The organism is Spirillospora sp. CA-128828 (assembly GCF_050945415.1).
Classification (GTDB): Bacteria; Actinomycetota; Actinomycetes; order Streptosporangiales; family Streptosporangiaceae; genus Spirillospora.
Genome location: NZ_CP191986.1, coordinates 807923 through 824199 on the forward strand (window position 1 = coordinate 807923; position 16277 = coordinate 824199).

13 protein-coding genes are annotated in these 16277 nt (G+C 72.8%); 10 read left to right on the top strand and 3 right to left on the bottom strand.

From position 1 onward, the window contains the following. Window positions 1-98: 98 nt before the first annotated feature. Entirely contained in the window at window positions 99-1709 is a 1611-nt protein-coding gene (locus ACQPXG_RS04265; RefSeq protein WP_433466296.1) for a hypothetical protein, read from the top strand. Here ACQPXG_RS04265 and ACQPXG_RS04270 read toward each other — a convergent pair. Next, window positions 1699-3006, bottom strand: a complete 1308-nt coding sequence (locus ACQPXG_RS04270; RefSeq protein WP_433466297.1) for an SDR family NAD(P)-dependent oxidoreductase — start codon at window positions 3004-3006, stop codon at window positions 1699-1701. The two genes, ACQPXG_RS04265 and ACQPXG_RS04270, sit on opposite strands and share 11 nt — an antisense overlap. A 219-nt stretch (window positions 3007-3225) precedes the next feature. Here ACQPXG_RS04270 and ACQPXG_RS04275 point away from each other — a divergent pair, with 219 nt between their 5' ends. From ACQPXG_RS04275 to ACQPXG_RS04315, 9 genes are all read left to right on the top strand, one after another. Then, window positions 3226-4302 (top strand): DegT/DnrJ/EryC1/StrS family aminotransferase, encoded by a 1077-nt coding sequence (locus ACQPXG_RS04275; protein ID WP_433466298.1) that lies wholly within the window; start codon window positions 3226-3228, stop codon window positions 4300-4302. Then, the gene (locus ACQPXG_RS04280) at window positions 4299-5309 is read left to right on the top strand and encodes a Gfo/Idh/MocA family protein (RefSeq protein ID WP_433466299.1); all 1011 of its coding nucleotides are present in this window, start codon (window positions 4299-4301) and stop codon (window positions 5307-5309) included. Before ACQPXG_RS04275 ends, ACQPXG_RS04280 begins: the two co-directional genes overlap by 4 nt. Next, window positions 5302-6891: a glycosyltransferase family 2 protein gene (locus tag ACQPXG_RS04285; protein WP_433466300.1), complete on the top strand. Its 1590-nt coding sequence runs from the start codon at window positions 5302-5304 to the stop codon at window positions 6889-6891. The genes ACQPXG_RS04280 and ACQPXG_RS04285 overlap by 8 nt, the downstream gene beginning before the upstream one ends. Before the next feature lie 3 nt (window positions 6892-6894). Continuing rightward, on the top strand, window positions 6895-8211 hold the full coding sequence (locus tag ACQPXG_RS04290; protein ID WP_433466301.1) for a nucleotide sugar dehydrogenase: 1317 nt from the start codon (window positions 6895-6897) through the stop codon (window positions 8209-8211). 80 nt (window positions 8212-8291) lie between these two features. Next, window positions 8292-9875, top strand: a complete 1584-nt coding sequence (locus ACQPXG_RS04295) for a glycosyltransferase family 4 protein (protein WP_433466302.1) — start codon at window positions 8292-8294, stop codon at window positions 9873-9875. A gap of 2 nt (window positions 9876-9877) precedes the next feature. Further along, on the top strand, window positions 9878-11119 hold the full coding sequence (locus ACQPXG_RS04300) for a glycosyltransferase family 4 protein (protein ID WP_433466303.1): 1242 nt from the start codon (window positions 9878-9880) through the stop codon (window positions 11117-11119). After that, window positions 11116-11655 (top strand): hypothetical protein, encoded by a 540-nt coding sequence (locus tag ACQPXG_RS04305; protein WP_433466304.1) that lies wholly within the window; start codon window positions 11116-11118, stop codon window positions 11653-11655. Before ACQPXG_RS04300 ends, ACQPXG_RS04305 begins: the two co-directional genes overlap by 4 nt. Window positions 11656-11659: 4 nt before the next feature. Then, the gene (locus tag ACQPXG_RS04310; RefSeq protein WP_433466305.1) at window positions 11660-13060 is read left to right on the top strand and encodes a glycosyltransferase; all 1401 of its coding nucleotides are present in this window, start codon (window positions 11660-11662) and stop codon (window positions 13058-13060) included. Window positions 13061-13080: 20 nt separating this feature from the next. Continuing rightward, complete coding sequence (locus ACQPXG_RS04315) at window positions 13081-13662, top strand: hypothetical protein (RefSeq protein ID WP_433466306.1); 582 nt, start codon at window positions 13081-13083, stop codon at window positions 13660-13662. Window positions 13663-13670: 8 nt separating this feature from the next. Here the strand turns inward: ACQPXG_RS04315 and ACQPXG_RS04320 are convergent, their stop codons facing one another. Continuing rightward, window positions 13671-14285, bottom strand: a complete 615-nt coding sequence (locus tag ACQPXG_RS04320; protein WP_433466307.1) for a DapH/DapD/GlmU-related protein — start codon at window positions 14283-14285, stop codon at window positions 13671-13673. Beyond that, window positions 14282-16270 (bottom strand): glycosyltransferase family 2 protein, encoded by a 1989-nt coding sequence (locus tag ACQPXG_RS04325; RefSeq protein ID WP_433466308.1) that lies wholly within the window; start codon window positions 16268-16270, stop codon window positions 14282-14284. The genes ACQPXG_RS04320 and ACQPXG_RS04325 overlap by 4 nt, the downstream gene beginning before the upstream one ends. Window positions 16271-16277: the final 7 nt, after the last annotated feature.

Genomic DNA, 16277 nt, shown 5'->3' on the forward strand with positions numbered 1-16277 from the left:
ATGGGACTATACGGCACCGTATGAAAGGGCTGCGGCCGGGCCTCGTGCTGAGCCGGTCGATGGCGAGCGATCGGGTGCGGCCGCTACGGTGGCGGCCCATGGCCCCCCAACGCTTCGGCTGGAAGACGACTCGCGCGCAGGACATCGCACGTTGCACGGCCGGACTCCTTCGGTTCGCGACGCCCGGCGAGATGGACGTTCTGGCCGGGCAGTTGCCCGATGACCGCGTCCGGCGTGCCGTGAGCAGTTACGGAACGCCGAACCGGGTCGTCCTGGAGGCGCTGCTGCGGCGCGGGAGGGCCGGTGATCTCGATCTGCTCGTCCAGCACGCGCTGCGCTTCGACGATCCGCCGTCCCTGCTCGGGCGCCTCCTCGATCTGGATGACCCGGAGGTCAACGCGACCCTGCTGACCGCGGAGAGCGCGCTCGCCCCGCTCCCGCGGAATCTGCGCCGCCAGCTCGCCCACCAGACCTCGCGGCGGGACGGCGTCACGCCGCGCCCGCTGCCCGCCGAGATGCGGCGGGCGCTGCTGTCGCAGGAGGGGACGCCGGGGCCCGTCGACCACGCGCTGCTGTTCGCGGCCGATGCCGACGTGGCCGGGACGGCGCTGCGGTTCGTCGGGGCGGGCGCCGACCCGCACGGCGCTCTCCAGGCCTGCCGGACGCTGCTCGACGCGCATCGCAAGCACGAGATCCGGCAGCTCGTCGACCAGGGGCGGCTGCCCGCGTACCGGTGGGGGCCGGACGGATCGCTGCCGAGCGTCCTCGCGTACGCGCAGGCGGCGCTGGAGACCGCGCGGGGAGAGTGGCGGCTGCGCGATCTCTCCGAGCGGGTGCGCAAGGCCGAGTTCCTGCGGACGATCGCGGAGATCGGCGACGCCGCGGGATGCGAGCCCTGGCTAGGCCGGCCGCCCGTGCGCACGGTCGTGCATCGCCGCCACCCGGGTGTCCCGCGCGTCGGCTGGGACGCCGTCCTGGCGGACGAGCCGCGCCGGCGTGCCGAGGAGGGACCCGTCCCCCGCAGGGCCGCCCGGTTCATCGCCAAACGCACCGACGTCCCGCTCGACCTGTCGCGCTCGGTGGTCGCCGACCATCCCGGCGTCGCCGTGTTCATCAGCGACCCCGCCCCAGAGCTGCTCGCCGGCCTGTGCGGTCAGGGGGCGCGGCCCGGCGCGGACGTGCTGCTCAAGGTCGCCGGGAACGGGCTGGTCGCCGGCACGCTCACCGCGGAGTTCGTCGTCGGCGCCGTCCCCGACGAGGCGCTCGCGGACCTGGCGGAGTCGCTGTGGCTGCCGGGCCTGCGCGGCACCGCGCGCGTCCGGGCGCTGCTCGGGCGGGACGGGGACGTCCCGCTGGCCCCGGTGTTCGTGGAGGAGACCGGCCACGGCCGCACCAGGCGCCTGCGGGAGCCGGGCACGCAACGGCACTGGGACCCCGAGACGATTTACGGCACCCACGCGGCGCGCGTGCTGCGCGAAGGGAGCGTCACGGCCGACGTGATGCTCACCGTCGCCGAGGTGGACCGGCTCCTCGCCCCGGAGCCCGGGGCCTTCCCCGACCCGCGCGTCCTGCGCCGCCTGGCCGAGCACGTCGACCGGCATCTCGGCGGACGTCCCGAAGCCTGGAAGGTGGCGCTGAAACTGCTGGAGGACGGGTTCGCCGGGCCGCTGCCGCAGCTGATCGAAACCGCGGGCGCGGTCACCAGCTGACGATCCGGTAGTCCTTCAGCAGGCAGCCGTGCGCCGGGTCGCCGTCCCGTTCGCCGCGCACGATCGGGTCGTAGACGCGGGCGGCGGCGTCCACGACGTCCAGCGGGGGACGGAACCCGGCGGCGGCGCGGCGCGCCCGGTCCGGCGCGGGCTGCTGGTCGGTGAACCATCCGGGGTCGACGCTGGTCACGTGGATTCCGTGCTCCGCCAGCTCGGACGCCGTCGTGCGCGTCAGCATGTTCAGCGACGCCTTCGCCATGTTGGTGTGGGGGTGCTCGGCGCCCTTGTAGGCGGAGGCGAACTGCCCCTCGACGGCCGACACGTTCACCACGTACCGGCGGGGATGCGGAGACCGTTCCAGCAGCGGACGCAGCCGGCCCAGCAGGACGAACGGCGCCGTCACATTGATGAGCTGCACTTCCAGCAGTTCGACCGGATCGACCTCGTGCACCAGCCGCGTCCAGGAGTTGCCGGGGGACGGGTCGGGGAGCAGCCCCGCCACGTCCACAGCGCCGGAATGCGTCGTCGTCACCTCGAGCGCCGTCGGTGCGGGCAGGGCGGCGGTGCCCTCGCCCGCCAGCAGTTCGTCGTACGACTCCGGTGGATGCCGGAGCGTCTGCGCTGCCAGGTTCACCAGGATGTCGAGCGGCCGCCCCTCGGCGGCCAGCGCGTCGCACCAGCGGACGAGGCCCGGGATGTCGCGCAGATCCATCCCGGTGATGGTGAACCGGTCCTGCCAGGTCTCGCGGTCGGGCACCGCGGAGAAGCGGCGGCGCGCGTCGGCCGGGAACCGGGTGAGCGCAGTGACCGACGCCCCGTCGCGCAGCAGCTTCAGCACCAGCTCGAAACCGGCCTTCACCCGGCCGCCCGTGACGATCGCACGCCGTCCGGCGAGGTCGGCGCGTGCCGCGCGGCGCCGGTGGTGCTCCTCGGCGCACGGCGGGCACAGCCGGTGGTAGAAGGCGTCGGCCTCCCGGAAATGCGCCTTGCACACGTAGCAGCTGACGAGCCCGCCGAGCGGTGTCCGCGCTCCCTGAACGGACGACCGGACGATTTCCCGGGGCGGCTCCACCGGGGCGCCCTCCACCCGGTCGGCGGCGCCCGTGGCCGTTCCGGCCAGCACCTCGGCGTCGGCCGCGGCGCGCCGCTTTCTGGCCGCCGCCCGCTCCCGTTCACGGGTGCGTTTGACGAATGTGCCGACGGCGGTGCGCACGCGTTCCAGGTCGGGATCGCCGTCCGGCGCCTCCGCCAGTTCCGCGAGAACGCGCAGGCAGGTTCGCACATCATCGTCGAGCATGCGCGCCATTAAACAGGGTAGACGCCCGGAAGTGGGCGGGGGATAGATCAACGAATGGCCTTGCCTGCCGTCCGACTTGGCTAGTATTTGTCCGTTAGGCGAGGCTTTCGCTAATTGTATGCATTTGGTCGCGCTCCGCTTTCCCCGCAAGGAAGCCGCACGTTCATATCGTCATGCTTTGAGGGGAGCTTGTGCATGCCCGTTAAATCGGAAAGGCCGGTGCCTGCGGCCAAGCCCGTGATCGGTGAAGCCGAGATCGAGGCCGCGGTGCGGGTGCTGCGCAGCGGGCGGGTCGTGCAGGGGCCGGAGGTCGCGGCGTTCGAGGAGGAGTTCTCCGAGATCGTGGGGGGACGGCACTGCGTCGCCGTCAATTCGGGAACGTCCGCCCTGCATCTCGGCCTGCTGGCGCTCGGGATCGGCCCGGGGGACGAGGTGGTCGTCCCGTCGTTCACGTTCGCCGCGAGCGCCAACGCGGTCCGGCTCGTGGGCGCCGAGCCCGTGTTCGCCGACATCGAGCCGGAGTCGTTCTGCGTCGATCCGGACGCCGTCGCGGCGGCGATCGGGCCGCGGACCGCGGCGGTCATGCCGGTGCACCTGTACGGGCACCCGGCGGCGATGGACAGGATCCGGCCGCTCGCGGACGAGCACGGCCTCGCCGTCGTGGAGGACGCCTGCCAGGCGCACGGCGCCGCCTTAGGGGGAACCCCGGCGGGCGCCATGAGCACGCTGGGATGCTTCAGCTTCTACCCGACCAAGAACATGCACGCCCTCGAAGGCGGCATGATCACCACCGCCGACGCGGAGACCGCCCGGACCCTGCGGCTGCTGCGCAACCAGGGCATGGAGCAGCGGTACGCCAACGAGATCGTCGGCGCGAACATGCGGCTCACCGACGTCGCCGCCGCCATCGGACGCGAGCAGCTCAAGCGGCTCGGCGGCTGGACCGAGCGGCGCCGGGCGAACGCGGAGTTCCTGGACGCGAAGATCACCGCCGCGGTGACGCCGCCGGTGGCGCCCGGCGCGCGGCACGTCTACCACCAGTACACCGTCCGGGTCGAGGAGCGTGCGGCCGTTCAGCGGTACCTGGACGAGCGGCAGATCGGCAACGCCGTCTACTACCCGACGCCGGTCCACCGGTTGAGGCCCTATCTGAAGGACGGGCGGCCGGATCCACGCTGGGACCTGCCTGAGACCGAGCGGGCCGCCGCCGAAGTGCTGTCGCTGCCGGTGCACCCCACCCTCACCGAGGACGAGCTGGCGCGTGTCGCCGACGGCGTGAACGGGGCCGCGTCGTGAGCGCGCCGCTGCGCGCGGGCCTGGTCGGGCTCGGCGCGATGGGACGAAACCACGCGCGCGTCCTGAGCGGGCTCGACGGCGTGGACTTCGTCGGCGTCGTCGACCCGGCGGGACGCCCGGACGCCGCCCCGTACGGGGTTCCGCTGCTGGAGACGCTCCCGGACCTGCTGGCGCTCGGCATCGACTACGCGGTGGTCGCCTGCCCGACGGCGCTGCACGAGGAGGTCGCCTTGGCCCTCGCCGAGGCCGGGGTCGGCGCGCTGATCGAGAAACCGCTCGCCGATTCGGTGGAGGCCGCCGAGCGTCTGGTCACGGCGTTCGAGTCGCGCGGTCTGCTCGCCGGCGTCGGACACATCGAGCGCTACAACCCGGCGCTGCAGAGCATGCGGGGCCGGCTGGAGGCGGGTGAGCTGGGCGAGGTGTTCCAGGTCGTCACGCGCCGCCAGGGCCCGTTCCCGCACCGGATCGCCGACGTCGGGGTGGTCAAGGATCTCGCCACCCACGACATCGATCTGACCGGCTGGGTGACCGGCCAGACCTACGTGTCGATCTCCGCGCACACGATGGCGCGCAGCGGCCGGCCGCACGAGGACATGGTGGCGGCCGTCGGGCGGCTCAGCGACGGCTCCATGGTCAGCCACCTCGTGAACTGGCTGAGCCCGCTCAAGGAGCGCGCCACGGTCGTCACGGGCGACCGCGGATGCTTCGTCGCCGACACGCTCACCGCGGACCTGACGTTCTATGCCAACGGCGAGACGAACACCGAGTGGGAGGCGCTGCGGGCGTTCCGCGGCGTCTCCGAGGGAGACATGATCCGGTACGCGATACCGAAGCGCGAGCCGCTGCTCGTGGAGCACGAGAAGTTCCGTGACGCGTTCCGCGCGGGCGGCGACGGCGACATCGTCACGTTGCGCCAGGGGCTGTGGACGGTCAAGGTCTCGGCCGCCTTACTCCGGTCGGCCAAGCTCGGTACGACGGTCTCGCTGCAGGAGGTGGCCAGTGTCTGAAGCCACCACGCCCGACGTGAGCGTGGTCGTCGCGGTCTACAACACGATGCCGTACCTGACCGCCTGCCTGAAGTCGCTGGTCGAGCAGAGCATCGGCCGGGACCGCATGGAGGTCGTCGCGGTGGACGACGGCTCCACCGACGGCAGCGGGGCCGAGCTGGACCGGTTCGCCGAGGAGTACCCGGACGTCCTCACGGTGCTGCGGCAGCCGAACTCGGGCGGCCCGGCCGTGCCCAGCAACCGGGCCCTGGACGTGGCGAAGGGACGCTACGTCTACTTCGTCGGCGCCGACGACTACCTCGGGCCCGAGGCGCTGGAACGGATGGTCGCGGCGGCCGACGAGTGGGGCTCCGACGTCCTCGTCGGCAAGATGGAGGGCGTCAACGGCCGCGCGGTGCGCCGTCCCGAGATCTTCGCCGAGAACCGCGCCGAGATCGACCTGTACGACTCGGTTCTCCCGTGGGTCCTGTCGAACTGCAAGCTGTTCCGCCGCGACCTGGTGGAGCGGCACAAGCTGCGCTTTCCCGAGCACATGCGGATCGGCAGCGACCAGCCGTTCACCCTTGAGGCGTGCGTCCGCGCCGAAAGGATCTCGGTCCTGGCCGACTACACCTGCTACTACGCGGTGCTGCGCGAGGACGGCGGCAACATCACGCAGGGCGCCGTGGACGTCTACACCCGGCTCGAATGCGCGGAGAGCCTCTTCGCGGTCGTCACCGGCCTCCTCGAACCGGGGCCGCACCGGGACGCGATCCTGAAGCGGCACACCCGCTGGGAGCTGACCATGCCGACGCGGGAGGGGTTCCTCGAACTCGACCGCGACGCGCAGGACGACGTCTGCGCCCGCGTCGGGAGGCTCGTCGAGCACTACGTGACCGACGACGTCCTCTACACGCTGCCGATCATCCGCCGGGTACGGCTGCGGCTGGCCCAGCACGCCCAGGTGGAGCCGCTGTGCGAGGCCATCCGGGCGGCGTTGGAGGAGCGCCCCTACCTGATCGCGGTGAAGAACGGCCGCACCTACCTGGCCTACCAGGGCTTCGAGGACCGGGATCTCGGCCTGCCGGACGACCTGTTCGAGATCACCAAGGGGATGCGCAGGCGGCTGTCGCAGGAGGTGCGGACGGTCGGCGCCCGGCGCGACCGCGACACCGTCGAGATCACCGTGCGGACCCCGTTCACCGGCCTCGGCACCGAGGACCGGGACGCGGTCCGGCTCGCGCTCGCTCCGCGCGGCGGTAAGGAACGCGTGCACCTCGACGAGGCCGGCGTCACCCGCGAAGCGGGCGAGAACGGCATGCACGTGACCGCGAAGATCCCCGTCGCGCTGCTCGCCGGCGCCGGCCGGACGCGGCACGACCTCCGGCTCATCTTCACCGCGTCCGGAGAGACGCACGACGTCGCCGTCCCGGCGGACCTGCCCGGGCCGAGCGACGACCTGGTCTGGCAGCGGGCCAGGCCCCACCGGCTGTCGGTGACCGGCGACGACCGGCACGGCACGGTCATCGAGACGCGTCCGGTCCGTCCGGCCCGCGCCGTCGCCCAGCGGGTCCGGCGGGCGACGTCCCTTGGAGGTAGGTAGCACATGCGGATCTGCGTGGTCGCGCTCGGCAAGATCGGTCTCCCGCTGGCGGTGCAGTTCGCCCGCAAGGGCCACCGGGTGGTCGGCGCCGACGTGAGCGAACGGGTCGTCGCCGACGTGAACGCCGGCTGCGAGCCGTTCCCCGGCGAGGCGGAGCTCGGCGTCCACCTCGGCGAGGCGGTCCGGGCCGGGCTGCTGACGGCGACGACCGACACGGCGGCGGCCGTCGCCGAGTCGGAGGCGGTCGTCGTGGTCGTCCCGCTGTTCGTGGACGAGGCGGGCACGCCCGACTTCGGCTGGATGGACGCGGCGACCCGGTCGATCGCCGAGGGCCTGCGTCCGGGGACGCTCGTCAGCTACGAGACGACGCTGCCGGTCGGCACCACCCGGGGCCGCTGGGCGCCGATGCTGCAGGAGGGCTCGGGCCTGACCGCCGGCACCGGCTTCCACCTGGTGTTCAGCCCGGAGCGCGTGCTGACCGGGCGGGTGTTCGCCGACCTGCGCCGCTACCCGAAGCTCGTCGGCGGCATCGACGAGGCGTCCGCCCGGCACGGCGTCGAGTTCTACGAGCAGGTGCTCGACTTCGACGACCGTCCGGACCTGGAGCGCCCCAACGGCGTCTGGGACCTCGGATCGGCGGAGGCGTCCGAGCTCGCCAAGCTCGCCGAGACCACCTACCGCGACGTCAACATCGGCCTCGCCAACCAGTTCGCCCGCTACGCCGACACGGTCGGGGTTGACGTCACCAAGGTCATCGAGGCCTGCAACAGCCAGCCGTACAGCCACATCCACCGGCCTGGCATCGCCGTCGGCGGCCACTGCATCCCCGTCTACCCGCGGATGTACCTGTGGAACGACCCGGCCGCGACGGTCGTCCGGGCCGCCCGCGAGGCCAACGTGGGCATGCCCGGCTACGCCGTCGGTCTCCTCGCCGGCGCCTACGGCGACCTCACCGGCGCCGAGGTGCTGGTGCTGGGCGCGGCCTACCGGGGCGGCGTCAAGGAGACGGCGTTCTCCGGCGTCTTCCCCACGGTCGAGGCGCTGAGGGCGCGCGGGGCCGTCCCGTACGTGTCCGACCCGCTGTACACGTCCGACGAGCTGGAGGCCCTGGGCCTTCCCCCGCACCGGGGTGAGGCGGTGACCGCCGCGATCGTGCAGTCCGACCACGCCGCCTACCGCGAACTGGGTGCGGACGACCTGCCGGGCGTCAAGGCCCTCGTGGACGGACGCCGCGTCACCGACCCCGCGCGCTGGCCCGGCGTGGAACGCGTCGTCATCGGCGGGCCGGGCGATGGAGCCGACCGCACTACATCCCGCTGAGCGAGCCTTCCTTTCCGGGGATCCGCGCATTCCGCCACTGGACGTCGACGGCCCCGGTCCACCACAACTGGAGTATTCGAATGCAGATCGAAGACGAGACGGTCCCAGGCGCGTCGCGCGGCCGCGTCGTCATGCTCGTCGACAACGACGTCGTGCGCGACTCCCGGGTGCAGAAGGCCGCGACGTCGGCCGCCGCGGCCGGCTGGGAGGTGCATCTCCTGGGCTGCACCTCGGCCAAGAAGCGCCGCTCCTGGATGCTCGGCGACGCCCGCGTGCGGCTCCTGCCGTTGCAGCACACGCTCCTGCGGAACCAGCACGGTGTCCTGCGCGCGACGCTCCGCCGCCCGCTCGCGTACGGGCACCCGAACGTGGCGAACTACCGGCGCCGGCTGGTCCAGTCCCGGCGGGCAGACCTCGCCGCCGCCCGCCTCGCGCCCGGTTCACGCGGACCGGCGCGCAAGGCGTGGCTGCTGGCCCGGCGGGTGACGGCGAAGTTCCAGTCGCGGTGGGTCGCGCTCCGGGTGCGCCAGACCGACTCGCTCGCCAAGGCCCGCAACAATCCGCGCTCGCCGGTGGAGCGGTCCGCGATCAAGTTCTGGCAGACGCTCCTCGGCGACCGGGCCTGGCGCGTCCTCGACCGCAACCTGTGGGACTGGGACAGCGCGTACGGGAAGGTCATCGACAAGCTCGAACCCGACATCATCCACGCCAACGACTTCCGGATGCTGGGGGTCGGGGCGCGCGCCGTGCGGCGGGCCCGCGCGAAGGGCCGGCAGGTGAAGCTCGTGTGGGACGCGCACGAGTTCCTGCCGGGCATCCGGCCCTGGGGGGCCGGGCCGCGCTGGCTTCCCGCCATGTGCGCGCACGAGCTGGAGTACTCCGGCGACGCCGACGCGGTGGTGACGGTCTCCGCGGCCCTCGGCGACCGGCTCGTCGAGCGCCACGGTCTGCGGCACAAGCCGACCGTCGTACTCAACGCCCCGATCACCGGCGGTGAGCCGACCAGCACCGACCCCGTCCCGGACATGCGGGAGCTGTGCGGCGTCGGCCCGGACACCCCCATCGCCGTCTACAGCGGCAGCGCCTCCGTGCAGCGCGGCCTGGACATCATGATCGAGGCGCTCCCGCGGATGCCCCGGCTGCACGTCGCGTTGGTCGTCTCGTCCGCGCGGTCCGAGTACGTCCGGGGCCTGCTCGCCCGCGCCGCGGAGCTCGACGTCGCCGACCGGGTGCACACCGTGCCGTACGTGCCGTTCGACCAGGTCGTCCCGTTCCTGGCCGCCGCCGACATCGGCGTCATCCCGATCCACCACTGGCCGAACCACGAGATCGCGTTGATCACGAAGTTCTTCGAGTACTCGCACGCGCGGCTGCCGATCATCGTCAGCGACGTGCAGGCGATGGGCGACATGGTGAAGTCGACCGGGCAGGGCGAGGTCTTCCACGCCGAGGACCTCGACGACTACGTGCGTGCGGTCGAAGCCGTGCTCGGCGACCCGCAGCGGTACCGCGCCGTGTACGACGACCGGCCCGACCTGCTCCGCGAGTGGACGTGGGAGGCGGCGGCCGAAGTCCTGGACGGCGTCTATGCCGGCCTGCTGCCCGCCGCCGCGAAGGCGGCCCCGGCGGCGTCCGGCGATCACCTCATCGGCGCCCAGGACTGAGGATGGCACCAGACCGTACCGACAGGGACGTGGCCGTCGTCACGCCCTGGTATCCCAACCCGAAGCAGGAGTGGGCCGGCGCCTTCGTCCAGGCGATGGTCGAGGCGACCGCCCCGGGCTGCGGCGACGTCACCGTCTACCACACCGAGGCGTGGCTGATGCGGCAACCGCTCGCGGAGGTCGAGGCGGCGCGCGAGGCGCACCGGCGGCTCCTGCCGCTCGCGCTGCATCCCGCGCCGGCGGTGGCGGGCGCCCGGCTGGTGCGCGTCCCGGTGCCGACGGTGCCGGACTACACCTTCGCCGAGCTCGCCGAGCAGCACGCGTTGTGGCTGCGCGAGGCGCTGGGCGGCGAGCCGATCCCGGCTCCCGTCGTCCACGCGCACGTGGGGCTGCGCGGCGGCTGGACGGCGCTGGAGAACGCCCGCCCGGACGCGCGGGTGTTCGTCACCGAGCACGCCTCCTTCCTCGACCAGGTGCTCGACCAGCCGGACTCGCGGGACATGTACGAGCGGGTCCTGGACCGCTGCACCGGCTTCTTCGTGGTGACGGACGTGCTGCGGGACAAGCTCGCCCGGGCCTTCCCGTCGCTCGCGCACAAGATCGAGATGATCTCCAACCCGATCTCCTTCGGGCAGCCGCGGCCGAGCCCCGTCACCGAGCTGCGCCGCTGGCTGTACGTCGGCACCCTGGTCGAGCGCAAGGGCGTCGACTGGCTGCTGGAGGCGTTCGCCGACTGCCACGCCGAGGACCCGGAGCTGACGCTGACCATGGCCGGGCCGGGCGTCCTCGCCGCGCGGCTCGCGGAGCGGGCCGCGGAGCTCCGGGTCGACCACGCGGTGTCGTTCCTCGGCGCGGTCGCCCCGGACGAGGCCATCCGGCTCATGCGGGAGCACGACGTGCTCGTCCACCCCGCCCGGTGGGAGACCTTCGGAGTGTCGATCATCGAGGCGGTGGCGGCCGGCCTGCCGGTGCTCGTCACCCGCTGCGGCGGCCCCGAGCGCACCCTGGCCGGCATCGAGACCGCGGCCGGGGAGATGATCGACGTCGAGGAGAACTCGGAGTCGATCGTCGCGGGCTACCGCCGGCTGCGCGACCGCTTCCCGGACGGCCTCGACCTGGCGAAGGCACGCGAGGTCCTGGACCAGCGCTTCGGGTACCGCACGGTGGCCGAGGCGCACCACCGGCACTGGTTCCCGGAGGCCGGCGCGGACGACGGGGCCGCCGACGAGGGAGAAGAAGCGTGAACGTGCTGTTCGTGGCCCTCGGCGCCTCCCGCCGGCCTGCGGTCGTGAGGGAGTCCGCGCAGGTCGTCGCGGACGGCGGCACCGCCGCCGTGCTGGTCCGCAAGACGTCGTCGTGGGCGAAGGACCCGCTGCCGGCCGGTGTCGAGGCGGTCGAGCTGCCCGCCCTCGAACGCCGTTACCGTCCCGCCGCCGTGCGACTGCTGCTCTACCGGTTCCCGCGGCTGCTGCTGCGGGTGTGCCTTCCCGGACCGTTCCGCGGCCTCGGAATCCGGGTCGACTCCGCGTACCGGCGGCGTGCCGCCCGTCCCATCGACCGCCGCCTGGCACGCTTCTACCGCCGGGATCCCGTCGTGGTGCGCCGGCGGATGGTCGAGCGCGAGCTGCTGCGCGGCCGATCCGTCGATCTCGTCGTCGTCGCGGACCCGCAGTCGCTCGTGATCGTGGCCGAACTCGCGGACGCGATTACCGGGGCGGGAGCGAAACTCTCTTACTCCACAGCTCATGAAAGACCCCCGGCCGGCCACGCCAGAGGATGATTCCATGACCGAACGCCGCCCGCGTCTGCTGTATCTCGCCTTCTATTTTCCGCCGTCGCGCGCCAGCGGTGTGTACCGCCCGCGAGCGACCGCCAACCGGCTGACCGAGCTGGGCTGGGACGTCACGGTCTTCGCGGCGCCGCTGCCGTTCCTGTACGACACGATCGGCTCGGTCGACGACAAGCTGATGGAGACCGTCGACCCGCGGATCACACTGGTACGGCCGGAGCTGAACAGGTTCGTGTGGCAGACGAACCTGCGCGAGTACAGCAGGTTTCGTGGGACGTTCCCGCAGCTGGCCCAGTCGCTCTACACGTGGGGACAGGAGCACGTCTTCCCGGAGCACTACGCCTCCTGGGCGCGTGACAGTGTCCGGCGGGCGCTGCGGATGCACGCGCGGCGCAGGTTCGACGTGGTCCTCGCGACGGGGAACCCGTACGCGTCGTTCGCCGCGGCCTGGCTGTTCCACAAGCTGACCCGCACCCCCTACATCATCGACTACCGGGACTCCTGGACCCTCGACCAGTTCAGCGAGGAGCCGATGTTCGAGGACGGGCATCCCGCCTGGCGCTGGGAACGCCGGGTGCTGAGGTCCGCGGCGAACTCGCTGTACGTCAACGATGCCCAGCGTTCCTGGCACGCCGATCGCTACCCCCGCGTGGCCGACCGCATGATGACGGTCCTGAACGGCTGGGACGCCGATACGCTCCCGCAGCGCGCCGAGCCGCCGCCCTCCGCCCGGGCGGAGGCGGAGGAGCCCGCGCCCCGGTTCTCGTTCGTCGGTACGGTCACCGACAAGCAGCCCATCGAGGAACTTCTCGAAGGGTTCGCCCGCGCGCGGGTGCATTCCGACATGGCGGACGCCACCCTGAACTTCTACGGGTACTTCGGGTTCTTCAAGGGCTCCGACAACAAGCTCCGCAAGCGTTTCGCCGCCGCGGCCGGTGAGGACGCGCCCGCAGCGGATGGTGGCGCCGGCGGTGATGGGCGGACCCTCGCCCCCGGAGTACACGACCGGGGGCCGGTGTCCAAGACGGACCTCGCCGACGTCTACCGGGACTCCGACGTCCTGGTGTTCCTCAACGGCGGCGGACGCTACGTCACCTCCGGGAAGATCTTCGAGTACATGGCGGCGGGACGGCCCATCGTGTCCGTCCACACGCCGGGGTCGGCGGCCGAGGAGCTGCTCCGGGGCTACCCGCTGTGGTTCAACCCGGGCGGCCTCGACCCGGCGGAAATCGCCGCCTCGATGGTCGAGGCGGCGAAGGCCGCCGCCGGCCTCGACGAGCGGCAGGTCGCCGAGGCCCGCGAGTACGCGGACCGCTTCGAGCGGAACATGACGCTGGAGCCGCTCGTGCAGCGGCTGACCGAACTGGCCGCCCGCAGGCGCGCCGTGGCCGGGTGAACGCGGTGGGAGACGGTGACGTGAACGGAGCGCGAGCCCCCCGGGTGCTGGTCCTCGCCATGGACCCCAGGCTGACCATGGACCCCGATCCGGCCGTGCCCGTCAAACGCCAGTACAGGCGCATCATCGGGCTGGCCGGCCACTTCGTCGCGGAGGAAGGGGCAGAGGTCGACCTGGTGACGGCCGAACCGGGCGGCTGGCAGAAGCTGGACGAGCGTGTGCGCCTGCACCGGCTCGACCAGGCAGAGGCCAGGCATCCCCTGCCCTGGCTGGAGCACACGCTCGTGATCAGGGTGCCGCGCATCGTCGTCCGGCCGGTGGCGCGGCTCGGCCGTCCCGGCGCCCTGCTGGAGCGCGTGCGGACCCGCGTCTCCCGCGCCGTCCACCGGCGGCTCTTCGTGCCCTTCTACCGGCATGTCCGGCCGCACCTGCTGGCCGGCATCGCGCGGCGGCGCGTCCTGCGCGACATCGACACGGGCCTGCTCGTCCGCGTCATCGTGATGGACCGGACGTCGGTGCCGCTCGGCCGCCGGCTCGCCCGCCTGCACCCGGACCTCGTCGTGACGACGCGGCAGGTCAGGAGCCTTGACGCCAAGCCCTGACCCGTCGCTCAGCCCTTCTCGGCCAGGACCGTCGTTCCGGAGCCGTCCTCGGCGGGGGCCTCCACGTAGTGGGTGCCGGTCCGCGGGCACTCCCAGGTGCCGTCCGGGCGCTCGGTGAGGCGCGCCCCTGCCCGGCCGACCCAGCCGATCCGGCGGGCGGGCACGCCCGCGACCAGCGCGAAGTCGGGGACGTCGCGGGTCACGACCGCGCCCGCGGCGACCATCGCCCAGCGCCCGACCCGGACCGGCGCGACGCACACGCTCCGGGCGCCCAGCGACGCGCCCTCGGCGACGTGCACGCCGACGGCCTCCCAGTCGTCGCCGCGCTTCAGCTTCCCGTCCGGATCCACCGAGCGCGGCTCCCGGTCGTTGGTGAGGACGACGGCCGGGCCGACGAACACGCCGTCCTCCAGCACGGCCGGCTCGTAGACGAGCGCGTGGTTCTGCAGTTTGACGTTGTCGCCGATCCGCACGCCCGCGCCGACGTACGCGCCGCGTCCCACGATGCAGCCCGCCCCCAGCCTGGCGTCCTCGCGGATCTGGGCGAGGTCCCACACCGTCGTGCCGTCGCCGAGTTCCACACTCGGGTCGACCTGGGCGCTCGGCGTGATCCGATGACTCATGCGCTGCCTTCCTCGGTGTTCTGGTCGTCGCCCGGTGTCCTGGGCGTCAGCTTCCGCCGCAGCCGCCGCAGCCGTGCCGCCAGCGGCACCGTGACATGCACGGTCAGCGGGTTCCGGTCGAGCCGGACGTGCATGCGGCGGGGCGGCAGCAGCGACGCGGTCGTCGGGCCGAGCAGCCCCCCGCCGTCCGGGACGCGGACCCGGGCGGGCCCGTCCAGCCCGTCGATCTCGAACGACGCCCGCCAGCGGCCGGGCCGGGCCCGGGTGAGGGGGAGGTCGGCGCTGGCGGGACCGCCCGGGCCGGCCACCAGCGGCGCGCGGAGCACGGTGCCGTCGCCGCCGGACCGCTGGAGTAGGACGCTCATGCGCGGCGGCGGGCCGGACGCCACCACCGGCGGCGGCTGGCACCGCACCCGCAGCCGTCGTCCCGGCCCCCAGCCGACCTCGACGTCGCCGAGGTCGGCGGGACTCAGGCCTCCGCCGACCTCCAGCGAGAGCGCGCCCCGCTCTCGGCCGGGCAGCGGCCGGACGAGACGCCAGCGACCCTCCGCATGGACGAGCCCGGCGCGCGGTACCGCCATTCCACGCGGTTTGACGAGCGCGACGGTGAGGACGTGGCCTTCGATGACCGCTTCCATGCTCATCGTCCAGCGGCCGTCCGGCCAGGAGCCGGGCGCCGGGTGGAACGTCGCGGTGAACGCGGTGGCCCGTCCCTCCTCGGTCATGCCGCCGGGCGCGGTCGCGCACCGGATCCGGTGGCGGTCGCCGTCGTTCTCCACGACGAGATGGACGACCGGCGAACCCTCGTCCACGTCACGAACCAGCACGGTCCCGCCGACCGTCAGGCCGGCGCCCTCCCAGGTGACTCCGTCGAGGGCGGACCGCAGCTTCGGTGACGTCTCGTAGCAGGTGTCGGGGATCTTCCGGTCCACGTCCCGGAAGAAGGGGTAACGGACGAACGCGCGCCCGGCCTCCAGCAGGACGCGGGGACGTTCGGCGCTCCGATGGAACCGCAGGACCTCCTCCAGTTCCTCGTCGAGGTCGTGCAGAAGGCAGTGGGCGAGCACCCGGCGGAGCGGGATGTAGCGGGCCAGAAGCCCCGGGGTGAGCCAGGCGGTCAGCAGTTCGCGGCACCCGTCCAGAGCGATCTTGCGTTCGTCGTCGGCGGAGTCGAGGTAGAGGCGCTCGAGCCGCCCGAACACCTCCAGTTGCAGGTAGCGGTGGTGCAGCCGCTCCCGCAGCGCTCCCGGCTCGCCGTGCTCGGCGACCAACGCCATCGCCCGGCCGGTGATCGCGTGCACGTCGGCGGTGGGTGCGCCGCCGACCTGCGTGCTGCTGGTCCCGTCGTCCCGGGCGGCCCAGTAGTAGCAGTCGTAATCGGCGAGGACGGACACACCGCCGGCGTTGAGGTACGCGCCGGCGGTGAACAGCTGGTCCTCGTGGGAGAGCATGCCCTCGGTGAAGCGCAGCCCGGCACGGTCGATCAGCGACCGGCGGAACAGTTGGAGCGCCGCCATCGACATCCGGGGGAACAGGTCGCAGTCCGGGTCGAGCACGTGGGTGCGCTCGATGGTGCGGTCGAAGACCTGCGGCACCTTGCGGCCGCCCGTCCCGACCTGCCGGCCGAGGACGATGTCGGTGCCGTTGCGTTCGGCCATCGCCGTCATCCGCTCCAGCGCCTCCGGACCCAGCCGGTCGTCGGCGTCCAGGAAGAACACGTACTTCCCGGACGCCTGTTCCAGGCCGCGGTTGCGGGGCGCGCCCGGGCCTCCCGAGTTCGGCTGGTGGACGACCGTCAACCGGTCGTCCGCGCGGGACAGCTCGTCCAACAGCTCGGCGCTGCCGTCGGACGAGCCGTCGTCCACCGCGATGACCTCGACCTGCGCGGCGGGCAGGGTCTGGGCGAAGACCGACTCCAGCGCCCCGCCCACCGTGTCCCGGCAGTCGAAGACAGGGACGATCACGCTGACCAGGGGTTGCCTCATGGCCCCT

What these genes read in the sequence shown, in the direction of transcription:
- ACQPXG_RS04270 (WP_433466297.1), bottom strand. Translation starts at nt 3,006, where the DNA reads ATGCTCGACGATGATGTGCGAACCTGCCTGCGCGTTCTCGCGGAACTG.
- ACQPXG_RS04300 (WP_433466303.1), top strand. Translation starts at nt 9,878, where the DNA reads ATGGCACCAGACCGTACCGACAGGGACGTGGCCGTCGTCACGCCCTGG.
- ACQPXG_RS04295 (WP_433466302.1), top strand. Translation starts at nt 8,292, where the DNA reads ATGCAGATCGAAGACGAGACGGTCCCAGGCGCGTCGCGCGGCCGCGTC.
- ACQPXG_RS04290 (WP_433466301.1), top strand. Translation starts at nt 6,895, where the DNA reads ATGCGGATCTGCGTGGTCGCGCTCGGCAAGATCGGTCTCCCGCTGGCG.
- ACQPXG_RS04320 (WP_433466307.1), bottom strand. Translation starts at nt 14,285, where the DNA reads ATGAGTCATCGGATCACGCCGAGCGCCCAGGTCGACCCGAGTGTGGAA.
- ACQPXG_RS04325 (WP_433466308.1), bottom strand. Translation starts at nt 16,270, where the DNA reads ATGAGGCAACCCCTGGTCAGCGTGATCGTCCCTGTCTTCGACTGCCGG.
- ACQPXG_RS04265 (WP_433466296.1), top strand. Translation starts at nt 99, where the DNA reads ATGGCCCCCCAACGCTTCGGCTGGAAGACGACTCGCGCGCAGGACATC.
- ACQPXG_RS04310 (WP_433466305.1), top strand. Translation starts at nt 11,660, where the DNA reads ATGACCGAACGCCGCCCGCGTCTGCTGTATCTCGCCTTCTATTTTCCG.